This window comes from Verrucomicrobiia bacterium, from assembly GCA_035765895.1.
Lineage (GTDB): Bacteria > Verrucomicrobiota > Verrucomicrobiia > Limisphaerales > DSYF01 > DSYF01.
Window position 1 is genome coordinate 63788 of the sequence record DASTWL010000091.1, and the last position, 20104, is coordinate 83891.

Annotated in this window: 22 protein-coding genes and 1 tRNA gene; 13 read left to right on the top strand and 10 right to left on the bottom strand. The window is 62.2% G+C overall.

The features are described 5' to 3' along the window. Positions 1-85: 85 nt before the first annotated feature. From VFV96_18145 to nagB, 6 genes are all read right to left on the bottom strand, one after another. The gene (locus VFV96_18145) at positions 86-1135 is read right to left on the bottom strand and encodes a Gfo/Idh/MocA family oxidoreductase (protein ID HEU5072328.1); all 1050 of its coding nucleotides are present in this window, start codon (positions 1133-1135) and stop codon (positions 86-88) included. Between the two features lie 8 nt (positions 1136-1143). Then, the gene (locus VFV96_18150) at positions 1144-1980 is read right to left on the bottom strand and encodes a sugar phosphate isomerase/epimerase family protein (protein ID HEU5072329.1); all 837 of its coding nucleotides are present in this window, start codon (positions 1978-1980) and stop codon (positions 1144-1146) included. 128 nt (positions 1981-2108) lie between these two features. After that, positions 2109-2420 (bottom strand): fructose PTS transporter subunit IIB, encoded by a 312-nt coding sequence (locus VFV96_18155; protein HEU5072330.1) that lies wholly within the window; start codon positions 2418-2420, stop codon positions 2109-2111. Between the two features lie 196 nt (positions 2421-2616). Then, entirely contained in the window at positions 2617-3669 is a 1053-nt protein-coding gene (locus VFV96_18160; GenBank protein ID HEU5072331.1) for a peptidoglycan recognition family protein, read from the bottom strand. A gap of 4 nt (positions 3670-3673) precedes the next feature. Further along, complete coding sequence (locus VFV96_18165) at positions 3674-4741, bottom strand: alpha/beta hydrolase-fold protein (GenBank protein HEU5072332.1); 1068 nt, start codon at positions 4739-4741, stop codon at positions 3674-3676. Further along, positions 4710-5480, bottom strand: coding sequence for a glucosamine-6-phosphate deaminase (gene nagB / locus VFV96_18170; protein HEU5072333.1), 771 nt, complete (start codon positions 5478-5480; stop codon positions 4710-4712). The genes VFV96_18165 and nagB overlap by 32 nt, the downstream gene beginning before the upstream one ends. A 193-nt stretch (positions 5481-5673) precedes the next feature. On the opposite strand from nagB, the gene VFV96_18175 reads away from it, so the two are divergent. Next, a complete protein-coding gene (locus VFV96_18175; protein HEU5072334.1) occupies positions 5674-6534 on the top strand; it encodes a helix-turn-helix transcriptional regulator in 861 nt (286 codons plus the stop codon). Positions 6535-6583: 49 nt separating this feature from the next. On the opposite strand, the gene VFV96_18180 is transcribed toward VFV96_18175, so the two are convergent. Further along, a tRNA-Tyr gene (locus VFV96_18180) sits at positions 6584-6669 on the bottom strand. A 71-nt stretch (positions 6670-6740) separates the two neighbouring features. On the opposite strand from VFV96_18180, the gene ffh reads away from it, so the two are divergent. After that, a complete protein-coding gene (gene ffh / locus VFV96_18185; GenBank protein HEU5072335.1) occupies positions 6741-8087 on the top strand; it encodes a signal recognition particle protein in 1347 nt (448 codons plus the stop codon). A 4-nt stretch (positions 8088-8091) separates the two neighbouring features. Continuing rightward, positions 8092-9669 carry a D-aminoacylase gene (locus tag VFV96_18190; GenBank protein HEU5072336.1) on the top strand — a complete coding sequence of 526 codons (1578 nt, stop codon included), beginning with the start codon at positions 8092-8094 and terminating at the stop codon, positions 9667-9669. Between the two features lie 18 nt (positions 9670-9687). Here VFV96_18190 and VFV96_18195 read toward each other — a convergent pair whose 3' ends face one another. Both VFV96_18195 and VFV96_18200 read right to left on the bottom strand, forming a co-directional pair. Further along, a complete protein-coding gene (locus VFV96_18195) occupies positions 9688-10242 on the bottom strand; it encodes a gamma carbonic anhydrase family protein (protein HEU5072337.1) in 555 nt (184 codons plus the stop codon). A gap of 94 nt (positions 10243-10336) precedes the next feature. Then, the gene (locus VFV96_18200; protein ID HEU5072338.1) at positions 10337-10723 is read right to left on the bottom strand and encodes a hypothetical protein; all 387 of its coding nucleotides are present in this window, start codon (positions 10721-10723) and stop codon (positions 10337-10339) included. Between the two features lie 98 nt (positions 10724-10821). Here VFV96_18200 and VFV96_18205 point away from each other — a divergent pair, with 98 nt between their 5' ends. The 9 genes from VFV96_18205 (at position 10822) to VFV96_18245 (ending at position 17924) form a co-directional block, all read left to right on the top strand. Further along, a complete protein-coding gene (locus VFV96_18205; protein ID HEU5072339.1) occupies positions 10822-11763 on the top strand; it encodes an MBL fold metallo-hydrolase in 942 nt (313 codons plus the stop codon). A 259-nt stretch (positions 11764-12022) separates the two neighbouring features. Further along, positions 12023-12478, top strand: coding sequence for a transcriptional regulator NrdR (nrdR, locus tag VFV96_18210; protein HEU5072340.1), 456 nt, complete (start codon positions 12023-12025; stop codon positions 12476-12478). Further along, positions 12475-13032 (top strand): hypothetical protein, encoded by a 558-nt coding sequence (locus VFV96_18215; protein ID HEU5072341.1) that lies wholly within the window; start codon positions 12475-12477, stop codon positions 13030-13032. Before nrdR ends, VFV96_18215 begins: the two co-directional genes overlap by 4 nt. 55 nt (positions 13033-13087) lie before the next feature. Next, a complete protein-coding gene (locus VFV96_18220) occupies positions 13088-13432 on the top strand; it encodes a histidine triad nucleotide-binding protein (GenBank protein ID HEU5072342.1) in 345 nt (114 codons plus the stop codon). Positions 13433-13489: 57 nt separating this feature from the next. Next, positions 13490-14639 (top strand): peptide chain release factor 2 gene (gene prfB / locus VFV96_18225; protein HEU5072343.1). Its coding sequence is split into 2 segments (ribosomal slippage): positions 13490-13558 and positions 13560-14639, totalling 1149 coding nucleotides; the frame shifts between segments, so codons are not numbered across the junction. Between the two features lie 30 nt (positions 14640-14669). Continuing rightward, positions 14670-15056: a GxxExxY protein gene (locus VFV96_18230; protein ID HEU5072344.1), complete on the top strand. Its 387-nt coding sequence runs from the start codon at positions 14670-14672 to the stop codon at positions 15054-15056. A gap of 21 nt (positions 15057-15077) precedes the next feature. Next, positions 15078-15929 carry an indole-3-glycerol phosphate synthase TrpC gene (gene trpC, locus VFV96_18235; protein ID HEU5072345.1) on the top strand — a complete coding sequence of 284 codons (852 nt, stop codon included), beginning with the start codon at positions 15078-15080 and terminating at the stop codon, positions 15927-15929. Between the two features lie 288 nt (positions 15930-16217). Further along, positions 16218-17408 carry a Gfo/Idh/MocA family oxidoreductase gene (locus VFV96_18240; GenBank protein ID HEU5072346.1) on the top strand — a complete coding sequence of 397 codons (1191 nt, stop codon included), beginning with the start codon at positions 16218-16220 and terminating at the stop codon, positions 17406-17408. Between the two features lie 48 nt (positions 17409-17456). Further along, entirely contained in the window at positions 17457-17924 is a 468-nt protein-coding gene (locus tag VFV96_18245) for a zinc ribbon domain-containing protein (protein ID HEU5072347.1), read from the top strand. Here VFV96_18245 and VFV96_18250 read toward each other — a convergent pair. Further along, on the bottom strand, positions 17921-18358 hold the full coding sequence (locus VFV96_18250) for a nucleoside deaminase (protein ID HEU5072348.1): 438 nt from the start codon (positions 18356-18358) through the stop codon (positions 17921-17923). The two genes, VFV96_18245 and VFV96_18250, sit on opposite strands and share 4 nt — an antisense overlap. Positions 18359-18588: 230 nt before the next feature. Here VFV96_18250 and VFV96_18255 point away from each other — a divergent pair, with 230 nt between their 5' ends. Beyond that, entirely contained in the window at positions 18589-20103 is a 1515-nt protein-coding gene (locus tag VFV96_18255) for an AAA family ATPase (protein HEU5072349.1), read from the top strand. The last annotated feature ends 1 nt before the right edge of the window (position 20104 follow it).

The following is a 20104-nucleotide window of genomic DNA, read 5'->3' on the forward strand; positions in this document are numbered from 1 at the left end:
ATTGAGAAAATCAAACGCCCCGCGCCTCAACCGCCTCACCAGCGGCACAGAATATTTGACTGCAATAATTTGCTGCGGCTGAAGACTAAAACATCACGAGGTTGTCCGTGCGGATGGATCGCTCTTCCGCCTCGCAGATTTCCAGGGCCGTGACGCCATCCTGCGCGGTGACCAGGCTGGGCGCTGTGTGGTGCGCGACGCATTCCACGAAGTAGGCGATTTCGTTTTCGTAACCGTCGCCCGGCTCGCATGGAAGTCCCCGCGGCGCCCGCCCGGCCTCCGTCAGCACCAACGCATTGGCGCCGCGGGCGAGGTTGTAGTCCAGCGTCGCCCGCTCACACAACAGGGTGAATTCCATGTTGAATCCGCTCGCCAGCAACCAGCTGCCCTCGGCATGAACCGCCGGCCCCCCGGGATAGTTATAGTGCGTGACCACGTGATTGATGGCGCCGGCCGCATCCCGGACACCGGACGAAAACACGCTCGCCGGCCGGCCGAACAGGAAATTGACGAAGTCGGTGTCGTGAATGTGCAAATCGAACAAGGCACCCCCGAGATCGCTGCCGCCATCCTTGTAGGTGCCGTTCCGTCCCCAGGCGGGCATTTCCGAAACGCGCCGGAACCGTGCCGCGAGGACGCGCCCGTAAGTGGCGTTCGCCACGATCTGCTTCAGCTCCCGCCAGCCCGGCCAGAAGCGCATGCACATCGCGGGCATCAAAAACCCGGCAGCCTCGCGGGTCGCGGCCAACAGTTCCCGGGCATCCCCGGCCGTGCGGGCCAGGGGCTTTTCGCAAAGCACGTGCTTGCCCGCGCGCAACGCCGCCACGGCCTGCCCGCAATGCAGCGGCGTTGGCGTGCAAATGTCCACCAGATCAATTTGCGGATCCTGCAACAACGCATCGAAGTCACGATACACTTTAACTCCGTCGCCCAGGACGATGTCGCCGGCCTGCTGGATGTTGCCGCTCACGCCGGACAGCACCCCGTTGACGGGCGCGCGATTGGCATCGCAGACCGCGGCCACACGGGCCAGGGGATGTTTGAGATGCCCCCGCAAATGAGTGACGCCCATGAAACCGAGACCGACCACGGCCACCTGCACCGGGGCCGGATGCCCGCACGCCATTGCCACCATAGGTTTGTTCAGTTGAAGGTTTTTTCCACCACGGCGCGCGCCGTCCGGATGTCCTGCACGCGTTGCGAGCCCTGTTCGCGTTCGATGGCCAGATAGACGTTGAAGATGACCTGCTTGAACGTGGCGAAGAAGGCGCGCCAGTCCACCTCGCCGGCCCCCATGGGAACTTCTTCGCCCCACGTGCCGGGAACCTGCGTGCGCCGCGCGTCCTTGAGGTGCACCTGCCGGATCCACGGCGCGAGGATGCGCAGCGCCTGCACGGGATCGCCCTTGTCGTAGAGAATCATGTTGGCCGGATCGAAGTTCACGCCGATGTTCGGGTGATTGAGTTTGTGGAGCAGTTCGGCCAGTTCCGGGGCGGTTTCCTGACCCGTCTCCAAGCCGACGAGAATATTGTGGACCATGAAGATGTCGGCCATGACGTCCAGCCGTTGCATCATCTTCGCGAAGGCCGGATCGGACTCGTCCGAAGGCAGAAAGCCGGCGTGAAAGGTCACCAGCTTGAGGCCCATTTTACTGGCGATGGCGGCACAGGCCTGAAAGTTCTTCCGGTTCTGCTCCCAAGTCACGTCGGGTGCAATGCCGCCCGTCAGGCGGATGGACTCGAGCGTGGAGTAATCCTCGCCAATGCAGCCGACCATGCCCGAAACAACCTCGATGTTGTTTTCGCGCAGGATGCGGCCCGTGTCGCCCCACACCTTGGGTGCGCTGCGCAAGGGATCCAGGGCCAGTTGCACCCGCCGCACGCCGGTGGCGCGCACCTTCTGAACCAGGTCGTCAGGGTTTTCCGGCTGCAAGGACCAGGTGCAGACGGCAAGGCGTTCAATAAAGGATCCAGCACTCATCCAGCTTGATTGGCAAATGGGTTTAATGCATGGGGCGGAGTCGCGTGACTCCATGGGTGATTGTGCCGCGAAGCGACGGCTTCAACCACCGGAAAGTAACGGGGCGCGAGGGGTTCCGGGAACATGCGTCACGCGGCCTGACACTGCAGCCGGACAAAAATCGTTTCGGGGCTTTTGAGGGCAAGCTGCACCGGCACCTGGGTGACGCGCGGCGCCTTCAGGAAGCGGCCGCCATGCTCAACGGGAATGTCGGAGGCAATGATGACCCCGTCGGCATTGTCCACTTCCGCCTGGGAAAGCTGGTTCTCAATGCCCACGGCGCCTTGGGTCTCCACTTTGATGACATGCCCGAGCTTGCGCGCGGCCTTTTCGAGTTGCGCCGCGGCCAAGTAGGCCTGCGCAATTCCCGTGGGACATGCTGTAACGGCGACAAATCTCATATCACGACTTCCCAGTGGCAAAAAAACCGGCCATGCCACTCCCGCACCCGGGTTTCGGTATCCCGCGCCCGCAGGCCCAAGGCCCGCAAATGCGTGGAGCTTTCCGAACCAGTGCGCCTGAGCGTAGCCACCCTCCGCCGGGCGCGATATGGTAAAGATGTGGCTTTTTTTACAGTTTTGTAACATGGCGACGCGCTCACCGCGTAAACGCCGCCCCGGCCCGGGTGGTCCGACGGCGGGTGGACTCCCCGAGAATTCTTTCCGCGCCCCCGATAACCTCCTGCCAGTTGAAGGCCGGACCCGGATCTTCCTTGTTGGTTTGGATGTGGTAGTGCCCCAACACGCCGTGGAAGGATTTCCATTGGTCATGGGTCAGGGCATGTGGAATCAACTGCCCGTTCGCGTCCACGGGATACTGGCAACGGATTTTAGGGAAAACCCGACAAAGCGCTGCGATCAAATGCTTTAACGCTTCGTATTGTTGTGGCGTGAAATCGTATTGCACCAGGTCCCGGCCTTGGATGTTGCCAACCACCGGTTCCGGGTGTGCCGGATGCCCGTGAAAGTTGGGGGTGAGAATACCGCCATCCCCAAACCGCTCGGGAAGGGTGATGTCCGTGGTGCCGTCGGGATTGTGGCGATACCAGTCCGCCAGCGGATTGGGTTTCCCCACCGGATAGGCGCCGATGTTCGCAATCTCCACGCCGATCGACCGGTCGTTGGCAATGGTGGCGTGCCACGCGCGCTCCTTCAGGTCCAGCGTCTGATAAATCGTCCCATCGAGGTCGAGCATGAAGTGCACGCTCAGATCCCGCTCATCCTGCAAGACGCGAAAACACGTCCGGCTCGTGCCGCACACATCGTAGTGCAACACGAACTGGTCCACGACCTTTTGGAGCAGCGGCAAATCCCAGCCCCCGCCCCGGACCTGTTCGCGTTGCGCGGGCGTCAGGCCGACGCGGCGCGTGCCATAACGATTGGGCGTCTGCAAATTCTTGTTCGTGGCGGAGGACGTTTTCCAATCCGCCTGGTCCAGCGGACCGAACCGCCGCTCCACACGATACGCGTCGTAGCCGCCGGGATCCATCCACAACACGACGCGGGTGCCCGTGTGAAACAGCTGGCCCGCGACCACAATCTCATCCCCTTGACGCGGCAACGGCGTGCCGGCACGGGGATAAGCGGTGCGACAACCGGTGACGATGCCCAGCAGCAAGCCCAGCAACAGTATTTGGTTGAGGTAACGCATAAGGTTATTTCGGCATGGCCGGCAGGGGCCGTTCAAACACCCAGGCCACCCCGCGCGCCAGACGCTCCGGAACATGATCGGCATGATGACCGGGCGGCTCGAAAAACACGCAGGGAATGCTGGTCGGGCGAAGGGTTTCGTAAATTTTCCGCGCCCCAATGTTGGCGGCGTATTCATCCTGCGCCGCGCCTTCCAGATAAACGCGCTGGCGGGCTGCAAAGGCCCGGCGGTTCCGGCGGACCAAAGTAAGCGGATCGTTGTCGAGCCAGCGCTGCCAGACGTGTGGGGTAAAATTTCCCTGCGCATCGTAGAGCCACTCGAACCGGCCCGGGGCCTTCGTTCCAACCGGCGCATAAGCCGCGCACAGGGCGACGGCGTAACCCAAATCACCGCGCGGCGGCGGCGCATCGTCATTTTCAATCTGTTCCATTTCCGTCGGCGACGCCGCCTTCACCGCGGCGGCCTGCGTGACCGGATAATGCGAGGTGGGAAAATCCGAGTCCGGACTCAAAGCAATTACCGCGTCAAACAACTTGTGCTGCGCCATTCCCAGACGCAGCGCTCCAAAACCGCCGCTGGAATGGCCCGCAATGATGCGCCGCACGCCCGCGCGCGGCACCGGAAAGCGCGCCTCCACCTGTTTGACGACTTCCCGGCAAAGATAGTCGGCGTAGTTTCCCTGCGCCGGCGAATTCAGATACTGACTCCCGCCCCAGCGCGTGCGCGCGTCCACGACCGCCAGCACGACCGGCATTGTTTGGTCGGCGGTCCGTTGAACCCATTGAAGCCACAACGGCGCATGGTTCGTAAAATTGCCCGCCGCGCCACCAAACCCCGGCAGGTAATACACAACCGGCAGGCGGGCGCCGTTGGTGGCCTGCGCCGGCAAAAAAACGGCGGCGATGCGATCCGCCGGATCGTGCAGCGGATTGTTCTGCAAAATCCGGCTGTGAATGGGGATGACGACCAGCCGCGGCTCGGCGGCGGACAGTGACAACGCCGCGCCCAGGACCACGCCGAGCACGGCACTGCGCCACCCTTCAATACGTCTGCCAGGCCGGTTTGTTCGCATACACCCACTGGTAGTAATCCGCGCGCTTGAGCCGGCGGGCCGCGGGCCGGTCCAGACAGACCTTGGTGCTCGCGTGCATTTGCAGCATGGAAGCGGGGTTGCTGGCCGTAACCGGCCCCTCCACCGCCGCGGCCACGGCCCGCGCCTTTTGCGCACCGAAGGCCAGCAGCACGATGTCCCGTGCCTCCATGATGGTGCCAATGCCCATCGTGATGACGTGGTGCGGCACCTGGGCCTCACTGCCGAAAAACCGGGCGTTGTCGCGGCGCGTCTGCGGCGTCAGCGTCTTGATGCGGGTGCGCGAGGCGAGCGAGGACGACGGCTCGTTGAAGCCAATGTGACCGTCGGTGCCAATCCCGAGCAGTTGCAGGTCAATGCCGCCCGCCGCACGGATTTGCGCCTCATACCGCGCGCAGAACCGTGGAATGTCGCGGGTGTTGCCGTCGGGAATGTGCACATTGCGCCGGGCAATGTTCACGTGCTGAAACAGGTTCTCCCACATGAAGTGGTGATACGACTGGGGATGCGCACGCGGCAGGCCCACATATTCGTCGAGATTGAAGGTGCGCACCCGGCGCCAATCCAGCCGCAGCGCGATCAACTCGCGATACAGGCGCAGCGGCGTGCTGCCCGTGGCCAGTCCCAGCACGGCGTCGGGCTTCTCGCGCAACAGGCGGGCAATGATGCGCGCGGCAACCTGGGTGGTTGCGTCCGGATCGGGTTGAATGATGATTTCCATCAGCGTTTTGAAAATGAAGGGGAATCATCCGGCCGCTCCCCGGCTGCGGCGGACGGGCATTGGCCGCCATGAACACGGCGGGGCCGGATGATGAACACAATGTTAGACACGCAAAGTTTGTCTTACGGTCACCGCCCAAAATTCAAAAGAATAAAGATGTGGCTTTTATTGGGATTTTGTAACACTCGCGGGCATGGATGCCGCCATACGTCCAGCTTGGTGGCCGGGTCGGGCTTTGCGCCAGCACCCGGTTCGCGAAGTTTTCGTTTGCGGCCAGCAGTTGAATCCACCGCTCTACAGCCAGGTGGTCAACTTTCCCCGCCTCGAAGTGCCGCTCCGCGGGGTGTATGAAAACCAGATCGAGGAGGGCAACCAGATCATCCGCGTGCAGGTGGCCCCCGGCCGGGCGCTGTTTGCGGCGCCGAACTGCTGGAACCTGCCGGAATGGCGGCCGGGGTTGCAGTTGCTCTGCCTTTTCTTCGGCCGCACCCAGCTCGGCATCAGCCTCGTCTCCTGCTCGCGCCAGCGCCGGCTCAGCACGCAAAAAATCACCGTGCCGCGCCCGCTCAACGGCCCCGTTCCCCACCTGCTCAACGCGTTGATTGAAATGCAGACGGACGGACGGCGGTCGCCGGCCACGGCGGACGTCAGCCGGGCATTGATCCTCAGCGTGGAGGAGCTGCTGCAACAACCCGCCGCGCAGCCCGCCAGCCGGGCGCTGGCGCTGCTCAACGAAATCCACGTTTATTTGCAGAGCCACTATCAATACGACATCAGCCGCGATTCCGTGGCCCGGCAGTTCAACATTTCCCCCAATCACCTGTCCCGGCTGTTTCAAACCCACGGCCAGATGACCTTCAGCAGCTACCTGACCTACGTGCGGATCGATCGCGCCAAGCACCTCCTGCGGAAATACAACCTGAAGCTGGACGATGTGGCGGCGCGCTGCGGCTTTCACAGCGCCCCGTATTTCTGCAACGTCTTCAAGCACCACACGAAGTTCACGCCCATGGACTACCGGTTGAACGCCCTGCGTTCGTCGGAACGAAAGTAAGCGGGCAAAGTGAATACAGAGTCCGAAGATTCGGCTTGGTGAAAGGAAGTGGTGGTAGGTTCTGGATTCGAACCAGAGAAGGCGTAAGCCAGCAGATTTACAGTCTGCCCCCGTTGGCCACTTGGGTAACCTACCACGAAGGGGCGCAGATTAAGCCAAACCGCCCCGGTCTTGTCAACCCGCGCGGCCGGCCCTAGTTTGGCCGGATGTTCGATTCGCTCAGCGGCAAACTCCAGAACGCCTTCCGCAACCTGCGCGGGCTCGGCAAAATTTCCGAGGCCAACGTCGGCGACGCGTTGCGCGAGGTGCGCATGGCCCTGCTCGACGCCGACGTGAATTTCAAGGTCGCCCGCGACTTCATCGAGCGCGTGAAGACCAAGTCGCTCGGCGCCGAGGTCGTCCAGAGTGTTCAGCCCGGCCAGCAGATCGTGAAGTTCATCCACGACGAACTTGTGGACCTGCTTGGCTCGACCAACGCCGGGCTCAATCTCACCGGGAACCCCGCATGCCTCATGATGGTCGGTTTGCACGGTGCGGGCAAAACCACCTCCAGCGGCAAGCTCGCGAAGCTGCTGCTCAAGCAGGGCCGGCTGCCGTTGCTCGTCGCGGCGGATGTGTATCGTCCGGCGGCCATGGATCAGATCGCCACACTCGGCCAGCAGCTCGGCATCCCAACATTTGTGAAGAAGGGCGAAACCGACGTGCTCAAGATCGCGAAAGAAGCGCTCGCTGTCGCCAAGGACACGAACCGCAACACGCTCATCTTCGACACCGCGGGCCGTTTGCAAATCGACGAGCCGCTCGTGCAGGAACTCGTCCGGCTGCGCGACCTCATCAAGCCGCAGGAAATTCTCCTCGTGCTCGACGCCGCGACCGGCCAGGAAGCCGTGAACGTCGCCACGCATTTCGACCAGGCGCTCAACATCACCGGCGCCATCCTCACCAAGCTCGACGGCGATGCGCGCGGCGGCGCGGCCCTGAGCCTGAAGGCCGTCACCGGCAAGCCCATCAAGTTCGCCGGCGTCGGCGAAAAGCTCGACGAGTTCGAGCCGTTTCATCCCGAGCGCATGGCCTCGCGCATCCTCGGCATGGGCGACGTGGTCAGCCTCGTGGAAAAAGCCGCCGAGGCTGTAGATCTCGATGAAGCGAAGCGCATGGAAGAAAAGATGCGCAAAGGCGAATTCTCGCTGGAAGATTTCCTCGACCAGTTGCGCCAGATGAAAAAGCTCGGGCCGCTGGAAAACATTGTGAAGATGCTGCCGGGCGGCGCCGAGGTCGCGAAGACCCAGGATCTCTCGAAGCAGGAAAAGAACTTCCGGCACATGGAGGCGATGATTTGCGCGATGACACTGAAGGAACGCCGCAATCCCGCGCTCCTCAACGCCAGCCGCCGCAAGCGCATCGCCGCCGGCAGCGGCACGACCGTGGCCGCGTTGAACACGATGCTCAACCAGTTCTTCGGCATGCAACAAATGATGAAGAAGATGGGCAAGATGCAGAAGATGATGGCCCGCATGGGCGGCGGCCTGCCCGGAATGTTCGGGCGCCGCTGAAGTTATGCGCCGGCCCTGGCCATTGCTTGCCCTGCTGTGCGGAACGCTGGCCGCTCAGGCGCCCGCCGCGGACCTTGACCTCATCATCCGCCACGGCCGTGTGGTCGATGGCACGGGCAATCCGGCCTTCTTTGCCGACGTCGGCATCGCCGGGGGCAAAATCGTTGCCGTTGGCAACCTCACCAACCAGGCCGCACGCGAACTTGATGCCCGTGGCATGGTGGTCGCGCCCGGCTTCATTGATCTGCACACGCACGCGGATGATGTCGCCCGGCAATCCCGGGCCGAAAATTTTCTGCGCATGGGCGTCACCACGGTGGTCGTCGGCAACTGCGGCGACTCCACGCTCGAAGTGGGAAAATTCTTTCACGACGTCGAAACGACGCAGGTTTCGCCGAACGTCGCCACGCTCATCGGCCACAACTCCGTCCGCGAAGCCGCGATGGGCGGCTCGTTCGACCGCGAACCGACCGGGCAGGAGTTGACCCGGATGCGCGACCTGGTGGACCGCGCGATGGAGGACGGCGCGCAAGGGTTGTCCACCGGTTTGATTTACCTGCCGGGAACATTTGCCAGGACGGAGGAAATCATCGAACTCGCCAGGGTTGTAGCGCGACATGGCGGCCTTTACGCCACGCACATGCGCAACGAAAGCGACCGCATCTTCGACGCCTTGTCCGAAGCGGTGCGCGTGGGGCGCGAGGCGGGGCTGCCCGTGCATGTTTCGCACCTGAAGCTGGGCAGCGAACGCGCCTGGGGCCAGGCCGACCGGGTGCTGGCGTTCCTGGAAGCAGCCCGCCGTTCGGGCCTCGACGTGACGTGGGATCAATATGCCTACACGGCTTCAAGCACCACCATCGGTCAATTGGTTCCCGACAGTGCCCGCGAGGGTGGCCGCCAGGCGTTCGCGGCGCGCCTCGCCGACCCCGCCCGCAAAGCGGCCATCGTCGAACAAATGAAACGCCGCCTCGCCGCGCGCGGCGCCACCAATTACGCCTATGCCGTCATTGCCGCCTACGCGCACGACCCGAGGCTGAACGGGCAGAACATCATGCAGGCCGCCCGGCGGCTGCGCGGTTCGGATTCCTTGGACGACCAAATCGAGACCATTCTGGAAATCCAAAAGCACGGGAGCGCCAGCGGCGTGTTTCACGGGATGAACGAAGGCGATTTGCAGACGTTCATGCGCCATCCCATCACCGCGGTGGCCTGCGACAGCGGCATTCGTGAATTTGGCAAGGGCGTGCCGCACCCGCGCGGTTACGGCAACAACGCCCGCGTGCTGGGTCATTACGTCCGTGAGCTGGGCGTGCTGCGGCTGGAAGATGCCATTCGGAAAATGACCAGTCTGCCGGCCAATGATTTTCACTTCGCCGGACGTGGCGTGCTCAAACCGGGCAACTGGGCGGACGTTGTCGTCTTTGATCCGGCCACGGTCACCGACAACGACACGTATGACGATCCGCATCACTATGCCACGGGCTTTGCGTTCGTGTTGGTGAACGGTGAGGTGGTGGTGGACCATGACCGGCACACCGGAGCGCGGCCGGGCATGGCCCTGCGGCATCAATCCGCGCCGTAAGCGCAGAGCCGCGCCGGCTCACGTCGGTAACGGCGCACCCACGTTGAGGTGATGCTTCAGACAATAAGCCGCGTTGGCCACGTATTTCTCGGCCCACCATTTCACGTGCGCCCGTTCCGCCGGCGTCAACGCGCGCACCACTTTCGCCGGCGCGCCCAAGACCATTGAGCCGGGCGGAATTTTTGTGCCTTGCGTCACCAGGGCGCGGGCCCCAACGATGGACTGGGCGCCAACCTCAGCACCGTCCAGAATCACGGCGCCCATGCCGATGAGGCATTCATCCTGCACGGTGCAGGCGTGCACGACCGCTGAATGGCCGATGGTCACCCAGTTGCCGACCACGCAGGCAAACTCGTCGGCGACATGCAGCACGGCATTGTCCTGCACGTTCGAGTGGTGTCCCACCGCGATCCGGTTGATGTCACCGCGCAACACCGCGCCATACCAGACGCTGGCAAAGTCGCCGAGCGCCACATCGCCCAGCACCACGGCGGTTTTGGCCAGATACACGCCCGTGCCCAGCGTGGGTGGCCGGCGCAAAAAAGTTTCGAACTGTTTTTCCAGTTCACTCATGCCCGGCGTTGTAACGGTTTCCGCGGCATTGAAAACAAAAAACCCGCGAGCCACGAGCTCGCGGGTTTGTTCCCACCCAACCCAACCAACCAAATCAATGATGCCAGTGCCCCCGGCCGTAGGCGTGGCCCCAGAATCCGCAGCGGGCCGGCGCATAAAGCACCGGGCGCGGCGGGCACACGGGCACGGTTTGATAGACAACCACGGGGGCCGGCGCGTAAACCACAGGCGGTGCCGCATACACCACTGGTGCGGGAGCCGGCGGCGGCGTGCTGCTGTAAGTGACGCTGTAAACAGGCGTGGCATAGCTGACGCTGGCATACGCCGGCGGCGCTTCGACGGCTTTGGAGATGACCACGGCGGCCGCCACTCCGGTGAGCACCTTGCCCACGGTCGCCCACTCGCGGTCACCCGCCTGGGCGCTTTGCAGACCCAATGCCACCAGTCCCACTGCGGTCGTTGTCAGCATCCACTTTTTCATATTCAGCCTTTCACTTTACGTTATGACCGACAGAAAAAGAGACGGCGCGGTTTGCGAAATATTCAGAGCCAGAGTATGAATGTGATTATCAAGGGAATATGACGAAGCCGGCCGCCACCAATCCGCCCGCTCCCACTCCGCGACCGCGCCGGCGTTTGCCCCGCTCCTTCAAGGAACTGACCCCCTCCCGTCATTTTGCGCCGCGCAAATTCTTCCATGAACTCGTCCTCAAGGCACTGCTGACGCCGCGGCACGGCGAGCATAAGCCGCCGCGCTTTCCGAAGCTGCGCCGCGGCCAGGTGGCCATCACATGGATTGGCCACGCCTCGTTTCTCATTCAATTCACCGACCTGAATGTTCTCGTCGATCCGAACTTTGCGAACTGGCTCTTCCTCTTGAAGCGCATCAAACGCGCCGGTCTGCGCCTGCGCGATCTGCCGCCGATTGACCTGGTGCTGCTGACTCACGCGCATTTCGATCACTTCCATAAGCCCACCCTGCGCCGGTTGCCGCATCCGAAAATCGGTGTGATGCCGTGGGGCGTGGGCGACCTGGCGCACGATCTGGGTTTCGAGCGCATCATCGAACTGGAGTGGTGGGAAAGCTTCCGCCGCCATGACTGGCGCGTCACCCTGACGCCAAGCAAGCACTGGGGCGCGCGCACCTTGCATGACGCCCACCGCGGCTACGGCGGCTTTGTGCTCGAACATCAAGGCCGGAAAATTTATCACGCCGGCGACAGCGCCTATTTCGACGGCTTCACGGAAATCGGCCGGCGCCTTTCCCCCGAAATCGCCCTGCTGCCCATCGGCGCCTATCATCCGGAATCGTTCCGCCATGTTCACATGGGGCCGGATGAAGCCATCAAGGCGTTTTGCGACCTCCACGCGCGCCGGCTGGTCCCGATGCACTACGGCACCTTTCGCCTGGCGTTCGAGGAGATGGACGAACCGCCGCGCTGGCTCCAGCAACTCGCCCAAGAACACGGCCTGACCAAAAAAGTCGCCGTGTTGCAGGAAGGGGTTCCCATCGTGTTCTGAACAACTTCGGCCCGCGGCGGTTGCGCTTTCTGCGCCTCGCGGCGCTCCGTCGCCAACCGCCCGCTGTGTTTCTGATCTGAATGGAGCGCGATTATGTTGCAGACCAGTCGCAGCACTCTCAATCCGCTGCGGCTGACGCGTCGGGCACAGCCGCGCTCCCGCGAAGCCAAATTGAGACACTATCAACCCGTCGCAAACCTTGACGACACAAACTATTGTGTGATAGAAAGTGTCAAACCACCATTTGGTGTGTTTTTCTATGCGATGCCCCAAATGCGGTTGTGTGGATGACAAAGTCGTGGATTCTCGCGCGGCGCGGGAAGGCGCCACCATTCGCCGCCGCCGCGAATGCACGGGCTGTGGGCATCGTTTCACCACCTACGAGGAAATCGAGCACGCCGGTTGGATGGTGCTGAAGCGCGACGGGAGGCACGAAGAGTTTTCGCGCGACAAGCTGCTCAACGGCATCAAGAAGGCCTGCCAGAAGCGGCCTGTTTCCCCCAAGGTCATGGAAGATTTGGCGGAAAAAATCGTCGAGACGGCCACCACCAAGTTTGAACGGGAAATCCCCTCGGACTTTCTGGGCAAGATGGTGATGGAAGGTTTGAGTGAAATTGACGAAGTGGCCTACGTGCGGTTCGCCAGCGTGTATCGCCGCTTCCAGGAAGCCACCGACTTCGTGCACGAGGTCAAAAAACTGGAGGCCCAGCAATGATCGCACTTGCGGAAGACTGCATTCTCCTGCGGCGCAGCAACGGCGAAAGCGAGCCCATGCAGGCGGGCACCATCGCCGTGGAGGTTGTGACGGAAGGCGAATCGCCCTTCGACGAAGCGTTCGTCAAGGAGGCCTCCGCAGCGGTGCTTCATTATTTCAAGAATGAGGAGGGCCGTGAATCGGTGACGCTGGGCGAATTTGCCGAGGCACTGGAAAAGGTTTTGAAGGGCTTCCAGTTCAAGGCCGAACCCCTCTCCGCAACCGACGAGGCACAACTCGTCGTGGAAACCGATCTGCAGGCGCTCGCAGCCGACGCGGACGGCGCCTTTGAACTGACGTTTTTCCCGCGCCTGCGAAATGAGATGCGTGCCCGGCTGCAACAATCACCGCGCGTGCTGCGCTTTCGCGGCCTGCGCAACTGCGTCATGCGGCTCACCGGCGCCCGGCGCTGGAGCGCGCGTTGCCAGAATCTGCAGGAGCAGATCGTTCAGTTCCTGCGCGAATGCCTGAGCACCGAACCGCATCCCGACGCCTGCGCCCTCGTGGTCGAGTAACCCGGTGGGGCGGACGCGTCGGGCGGGGCAAACCAAGCAACGGCCATCAGCAGCAATGAGCAAAACCATCTTCGAGCGCATTTGCGCCCGGGAAATCCCGGCGGCCATCGTTTACGAGGATGAACACATCGTCGCGTTCCGGGACATCAAGCCCGCAGCGCCCACGCACGTGCTCATCATCCCGCGCAAACCCATTGCCAAACTGGAGGACGCCACGTCTGCGGATCACGCCATGCTGGGTCACCTGCTGCTCAAGGCGCCTGTCATCGCCGCCCAGGTCGGCCTGACGGAAGGCGGCTACCGCCTCGTTTTGAACAACGGCCGCGACTCCGGCCAGGAAGTGCCGCACCTGCATTTTCACCTGCTCGGGGGGCGTCCTTTGCACTGGCCGCCCGGCTGAATCCCGCGCATTTCCACGTTTGCGCCGGGAACCCCGTTTGACTACGTTGCGCGCCTTATGTTTGAAATGATCGTTGCCCGCATTGAAACGGTGGACCAGAAACTGAAGCACCTGCGGAGGTTTCTTTGACGTCGCCAAATTGAACCAACGGCTCGCCGAACTTGAGGCGCAGATGGCCGGCGAAACGTTCTGGAACAATCAGGACGCCGCCCAAAAGGTCATTACCGAGGCCAACGACATTCGCGGCAAAATCGACCCGCTCGCCCGCTTTGCCAAACAGTTCGAAGACCTGCAGGTCATGCTCGAACTCGCCCAGGCCGAACCGCCCGAGGCGCAGTTTAAATTGCAGGCCGAGATTGAGACGGACACCAACAAGTTTCTCGCGGACCTCGATGCGTTCGAGTTGCGCACGTTCCTGAACGGCCAGCACGACAAGAACAACTGCATCTTCACCATCAACGCCGGCGCCGGCGGCACCGAGGCGCAGGACTGGGCCGAAATGCTCTCCCGCATGTATGGCCGCTGGTTCGACCTGCGCGGGTGGAAATGGGAAATCACCGACGCACTGGCCGGCGATTCCGCCGGGCTGAAGAGCGTGACCTTCCGCGTCGAGGGCGAATACGCCTATGGTTTCGCCAAGGCCGAACGCGGCGTGCATCGCCTCGTCCGCATCTCGCCGTTTGACGCCAACAAGCGCCGCCACACGAGCTTCTCCAGCGTAGATGTCATCGCAGAAATCAGCGACCTCAACGAGAGCGACATCGTCATTCCCAAAAGCGAAATCCAGCGCGACACCTACCGTTCCGGTGGCAAAGGCGGCCAGAACGTAAACAAGGTGGAAACAGCCGTCCGCCTCACGCACATCCCGACGGGCCTCGTTGCCGCCTCACAGGCGCAACGCAGCCAGGCGCAAAACGAAGCGACGGCGATGGCCATGTTGATCTCCAAGCTCTACGCGATGAAGCTCGACCAGGCCAAGAGCGAGATGGAGCGCTTCTACGGCGACAAGGGCAGCATCTCGTGGGGCAACCAGATTCGCAGCTACGTGTTCCAGCCCTACCGCATGGTGAAGGACTTGCGCACTGGGGAGCAGACGAGCGATGTTCAGGGCGTGATGGACGGCAATTTGGATCCGTTCGTGAACGCCTGGCTGCGCGCCGGTTGTCCGCTGAAGCGGATGCAAGGCCTCAAGGACGAGGAAGAGTGATTTGCCACAGAGATACAGAGCACACAGAGAATGAGCCTGGAATTTCCAGAGGAACGCGACCCGCTCACCGAGAAGATCATTGGTTGCGCCATCGAAGTTCACCGAACGCTTGGTCCCGGATTATTGGAATCAACCTACGAATCGGCGCTCAGCATTGAATTTGAAATGGCCGGACTGAAGCATCAACGCCAGCTCGTGATCCCGGTAACCTACAAGAATCGGCCGGCAGGCGAATACCGGTTGGACTTGGTGGTGGAAAATTCTGTAATCGTGGAAATCAAAAGCGTGGATCGATGCGATCCTGTATTCGAAGCACAATTGCTGACCTACTTGAAAATCACCGGCCTAAAGCGCGGGTTGCTGTTGAATTTCAACGCGCGCCTGCTCAAAGATGGCATCAAGCGATTGGTGCTCTAACTCTGTGCTCTCTGTGTCTCTGTGGCCAACATTCTAGATACAATCGTTGAACAGAAGCAGCGCGAAGTCGCCGAATTGCCCGCGCGGATCATCGCCGCCGGCGACATTCGCGATGCGATGCTCGAACACGGTGAGCGCCGCGACTTCCTCGGCGCGCTGCGCCAGCCGCGCCGCGGCAAGGTTGCGCTGATCGCCGAGGTCAAAAAGGCGTCGCCTTCGGCCGGCGTGATCAGCAAGGACTTCGATCCCGTTCGCATCGCCATCGAATACGAGCGGGCCGGCGCGACCTGCCTCTCCGTGCTGACGGACGAAAAGTTTTTCCAGGGCGACCTCGAATACCTCCGCGACATCCGCGCCGCCGTGAAGCTGCCGTTGCTGCGGAAGGATTTCATCATTGATGAGCGCCAGATCCTCGAGGCCGCCGAATGGGGCGCGGACGCCATCCTGCTCATCGTCTCCATCCTCGATGACGCGCGACTCAAGAAATTCCACGAATTGGCCACTGAGGCCGGACTCTCCGCGCTCGTCGAAGTGCATGACGAGGCCGAACTGGTCCGCGCCCAGGCCATCAACGCACCGCTCATCGGCGTCAACAATCGCAACTTGAAATCATTCACGGTGGACCTGGCGAATACCGAGCACATCGCGGCGAAGATCGAAGCCCGAAGATTGAAGCTGGCCGCCTCCGCCACGCCATCCGCCATCCTCAATTCCCCATCCTCGCCCCTGCTGGTGGCCGAAAGCGGCATTCATACCCGCAATGACGTTGAGCGTCTGGCCCGCTGTGGCGCCGGCGCGATTCTTGTGGGCGAATCCCTCGTCCGCCAAGGCATCGAAGAAATCGGCGCGAAGGTGGACGAGCTCCTGGGGTGAGTGACAAGTAGGTTTGCCCAGCAGGGTGTCCGTTAGGCGCTGCTTCGTGCCTCCCCTCCTGTCCATCGGCCGGCGCAACAGGAGCGCCGACCTCTGGTCGGCTTTGCGCGGTTTGCAACGAGTCGCGCTTCTTGTCATCCTCGCGCTTCATCGGCCAGTGCGTCTTAAGCCAACTTCAAGCCGGCGTTTCGGAGGCGGATGTTTTGCTACGCGCGCGGAAGTTTCGAGTTGAACCTCCTTCGCCGAGTCCTACTCTCATTGCACGTTCACTCAACACGCATTACTCCCATGTCACAACGACCTCTCAACGTAGGGCTCATCGGCGGCGGCGGCAGCGCGTTCATCGTTCATCCGCAGGCACGCGCGGTTCACTTCGACGGCACGCGGCGCGTGGTCGCAGCGGCGCTTTCTTCCAATCCGAAGAAGGCGCTCGAAGCCGCGGCGAACTGGGCCTATCCGGTTCGCGGTTACGAATCCTACGATGCCATGTTTGCGGATCAGAAGCATCTGCCCGCCGAGCAGCGCCTCGATTACGTGGTCATCGTCACGCCGAATCATGTCCACTTTGATCCCGCTGCGAAGGCGTTGAAGGCGGGCATCGCCGTGTTCTGCGAGAAGCCGCTCACCCTGAATGCGGCCGAAGCGGCGGCGCTGGTGAAATTGCAGCGCAAGACCGGCGTGCCGTTTGGTGTGGCGCACACTTACGTCGGTCACTGGACGAGCCGCCTTTCGCGCTTCATCGTGCGCAGCGGCCTGCTCGGCGAGGTGCGTTGGGTGGACAGTTCCTACATCCAAGGCTGGCTCGCAACCAAACTGGAAGACTCCGGCCAGACACAGGCGGCGTGGCGCGTGAACCCCAAGCTCGCCGGGGCGTCCGGCTGTGGCGGCGACATCGGGACACACGCGTTGATGCAACTTCGCTACGTCACCGGCCTGGAAGTGACCCGGCTCTCGGCGCAGCTCGAGACTTTTGTCCAGGGCCGCCAGCTCGATGATCATTTCACCGTGTATTGCCACCTGAGCAACGGCGGCAAGGCGCTGGTGCGTGCATCACAAATTTGCATCGGCCACAAAAACGACCTCGGCATCGAAGTCGCCGGCACGAAAGGCACGCTGCGCTGGCGGCAGGAGGAACCCGAATGCGTCACGATCCACCTGCCCGGTCAACCGGACCGCGTGTATTGGCGCGGCGCGGTTTCGCCCGGCGACGGCTTCCTGCCGAAAAGCACGCCGGCTGATTTGATGGCCGAGCCGACCGCTCCGTCTGGTCATAACGAAGGTTTCCACGACGCCTTTGCGCGCCTGCATCGCTGTTTTGAAGTGGATGTGCGGCAATGGCAGGCCGGCAAGGCCGTAAAGTCCGACGGCGCCCATTACGCGAACATCGAAGACGGCTGGACCGGCATGGCGTTCATTGAGACGGCCGTGAAGTCGTCGGCGAAGCAGGGCGCGTGGTTGAAGATGCCCAAACAGGTTTAACCGGCGTGCCCGTGGTTGATTTCGTCGCCGGATGAGGGAGAGTTGTCTGTGACCTCGCCGGAATTACAAGTGGGCATCACAGTCGTCATCGGGTTGCTGCTCTGGCTGGGAGTGCAGGCATTCAAGGCCTGGCTGACCAGGCCCGCCGCACCGGATCCTTGGGGTCCGGACGTGGCCAAGGCAATGGAGCAGCCTGACGCCACGCCGATCTGTCCCCATTGCCAGTCTCCGCATGCGGCGCAAAGCTGGTTCTGTCCGGAATGTGGCCGCGTAGTGGGTGATTACAACAACCTCAACCCCTATCTGTATCTCTTCTCATTGGGCGAGGTGCTGCGCGAAGGCACCACAGGTCACGTGCGGAAATCGTGGCTGACGGTGGCTGGTTTTCTCCTGCTGTCGCTGATCGAGTATCTCGTGCTGGCGCCGATCTACTGGTTCTTTTTCTTCCGGAATCTGTCGCAGGAGCCGGACGTGGGAGCGGCCAGTGGCGAACCGCCCGTGATCACGCGTGACTAAACCCCGATATCCTCATTCCACAGTTCCGGCCGCGCGGCGATGAAATCGCGCATCAATTGGATACACTCCGCATCCTGGAGAATCTCCACGCTCACACCTTGCGAGCGCACATATTCCTCCGGCCCCTGGAATGTCACGTTCTCGCCGACGACGATGTGCGGAATCTTGTAGAGCAAAGCCGCCCCGCTGCACATCGGGCACGGCGAGAGCGTTGAATAGAGCGTGCAGCGCGCATAAACCGTCGCGGGCAGCCGGCCGGCGTTTTCGAGGCAGTTCATCTCGGCATGGTGAATTACGCTGCCGTGCTGCACGCGCTGATTGTGGCCGCGCCCGATGATTTTGCCGTCGCACACGAGCACCGAGCCGATGGGAATGCCGCCCGCGGCCAGGCCTTTGCGGGCCTCTTCGATTGCGGCTTGCATAAAGGGATCCATCGTTTGCCTCCTGGTTGCGGGCGGTCATGACACCTCCCGAATTTCTCCTCGACCGGCGAAACGCGTTGATTTCGCCCTGTTCCTTGCCGCCCACAGGAAGCCAAATTGCCGCTGACGAAGCAAGCCATCGGGCAGCTCGGCCCCGGATTCACGCCCGCTGCCGGCTCCGTCCGACTTTTTCCTTGAACCTGTCGCGCTTTACGGGACGCTTGCCGCATCATCGAATGCACGTGCCATCCGCCAAAACAGCCCCCGCCGCTCCCATGTCGGAGGCGCCCCTGAATGATTTGACCCTGATGATCCGCTCGCAGACGCCGCTGATCGCGGTGGAAAGCAACGAGGAATCGACCATTGTGAATCTGGCGCGCCGCATTGGGCAGCGCTTTCAGATGAAGGCATTTCGTTGGACGGTGACCGAAGGCTTGCAGGCCTTCGAGCCCTGCGACCAGCCCCTGAAGTCCGTGACCAAATCGCTCGAAGTGCTCACGCACATCAAAAGTGAGGCGCAATACTCGCTCTTCGTGCTGCTCGATTTTCATCCGTATTTGCAGGACGCCGTGCATGTGCGGCATCTGAAGGACATCGCCCTCAGCTACACCCGCCACCAATCCACGGTCGTGCTGGTGGGTTGTGCCCTGCAGGTGCCCGTCGAACTGCAACCGTTCACCGCCAAGTTTGAACTGCCGCTGCCGACGGAGGATGAATTGCGCGGCATCGTGGTGGATGTGGCGGCGGAATGGGGCGCGGCCCACGGCGAGCGCAACGTGCAAACCACCAACAAGGTGCTCGACCAGCTCGTGCGCAATCTGACCGGACTGACCGCCACCGACGCGCGCCGCATCGCCTTCAAGGCCATCAACGACGACGGCATTATTTCCGAGTCCGACCTTCCCGAAGTGGCCCGCGCCAAATATGAACTGCTGGGCCGCGATGGCGTTCTGTCCTTTGAATACGAGACCTCGCGGTTCTCGGAGGTCGGCGGCATGCGGCGGCTCCGGCAATGGGTGGAAGTGCGGCGCGACTTCTTCCTCGGCAACACGTCCGTGGAACTGGATCCCCCGCGCGGCCTCCTGCTGCTGGGCGTGCAAGGATGCGGCAAGAGCCTGGCGGCGAAAGCCGTCGCCGGCATCTTCGGCGTTCCGCTGCTGCGCCTCGATTTTGGCGTGCTCTACAACAAGTATTACGGCGAAACGGAGCGCAATCTTCGCAAAGCCCTCGAAACCGCCGAGCTGATGTCACCATGCGTGTTGTGGATGGATGAAATTGAAAAGGGCGTGGCGGTGCAGAGTGATGACGACGGCCTTTCGCGCCGGGTTTTGGGCACGTTCCTCACATGGATGGCGGAGCATCGGAAGCCCGTCTTCATCGTGGCCACCGCCAATGACATCGCGCAGTTGCCGCCGGAACTCGTGCGCAAGGGCCGCTTCGATGAAATCTTCTTCGTGGACCTGCCGCCCGCCGGAAACCGCCGGGAAATTTTTGACATCCATTTTCGCAAGCGCGCCCTCGCTACAACCGCCTTCAATCTGGATCAACTGGTGGCGGCGACCGAGGGGTTCTCTGGCGCCGAAATTGAGCAGGCCATCGTATCCGCCATGTATGCCGCCCACGCGGCGAGCCGGCCGCTCAACGCAGACGATCTCATGAACGAAATCCAGCACACGCGGCCGTTGTCGGTGGTGATGGCGGAACGCGTGGCCGCCACGCGCGAGTGGGCCGCCGAGCGAACGGTGCCGTGCGACTGAC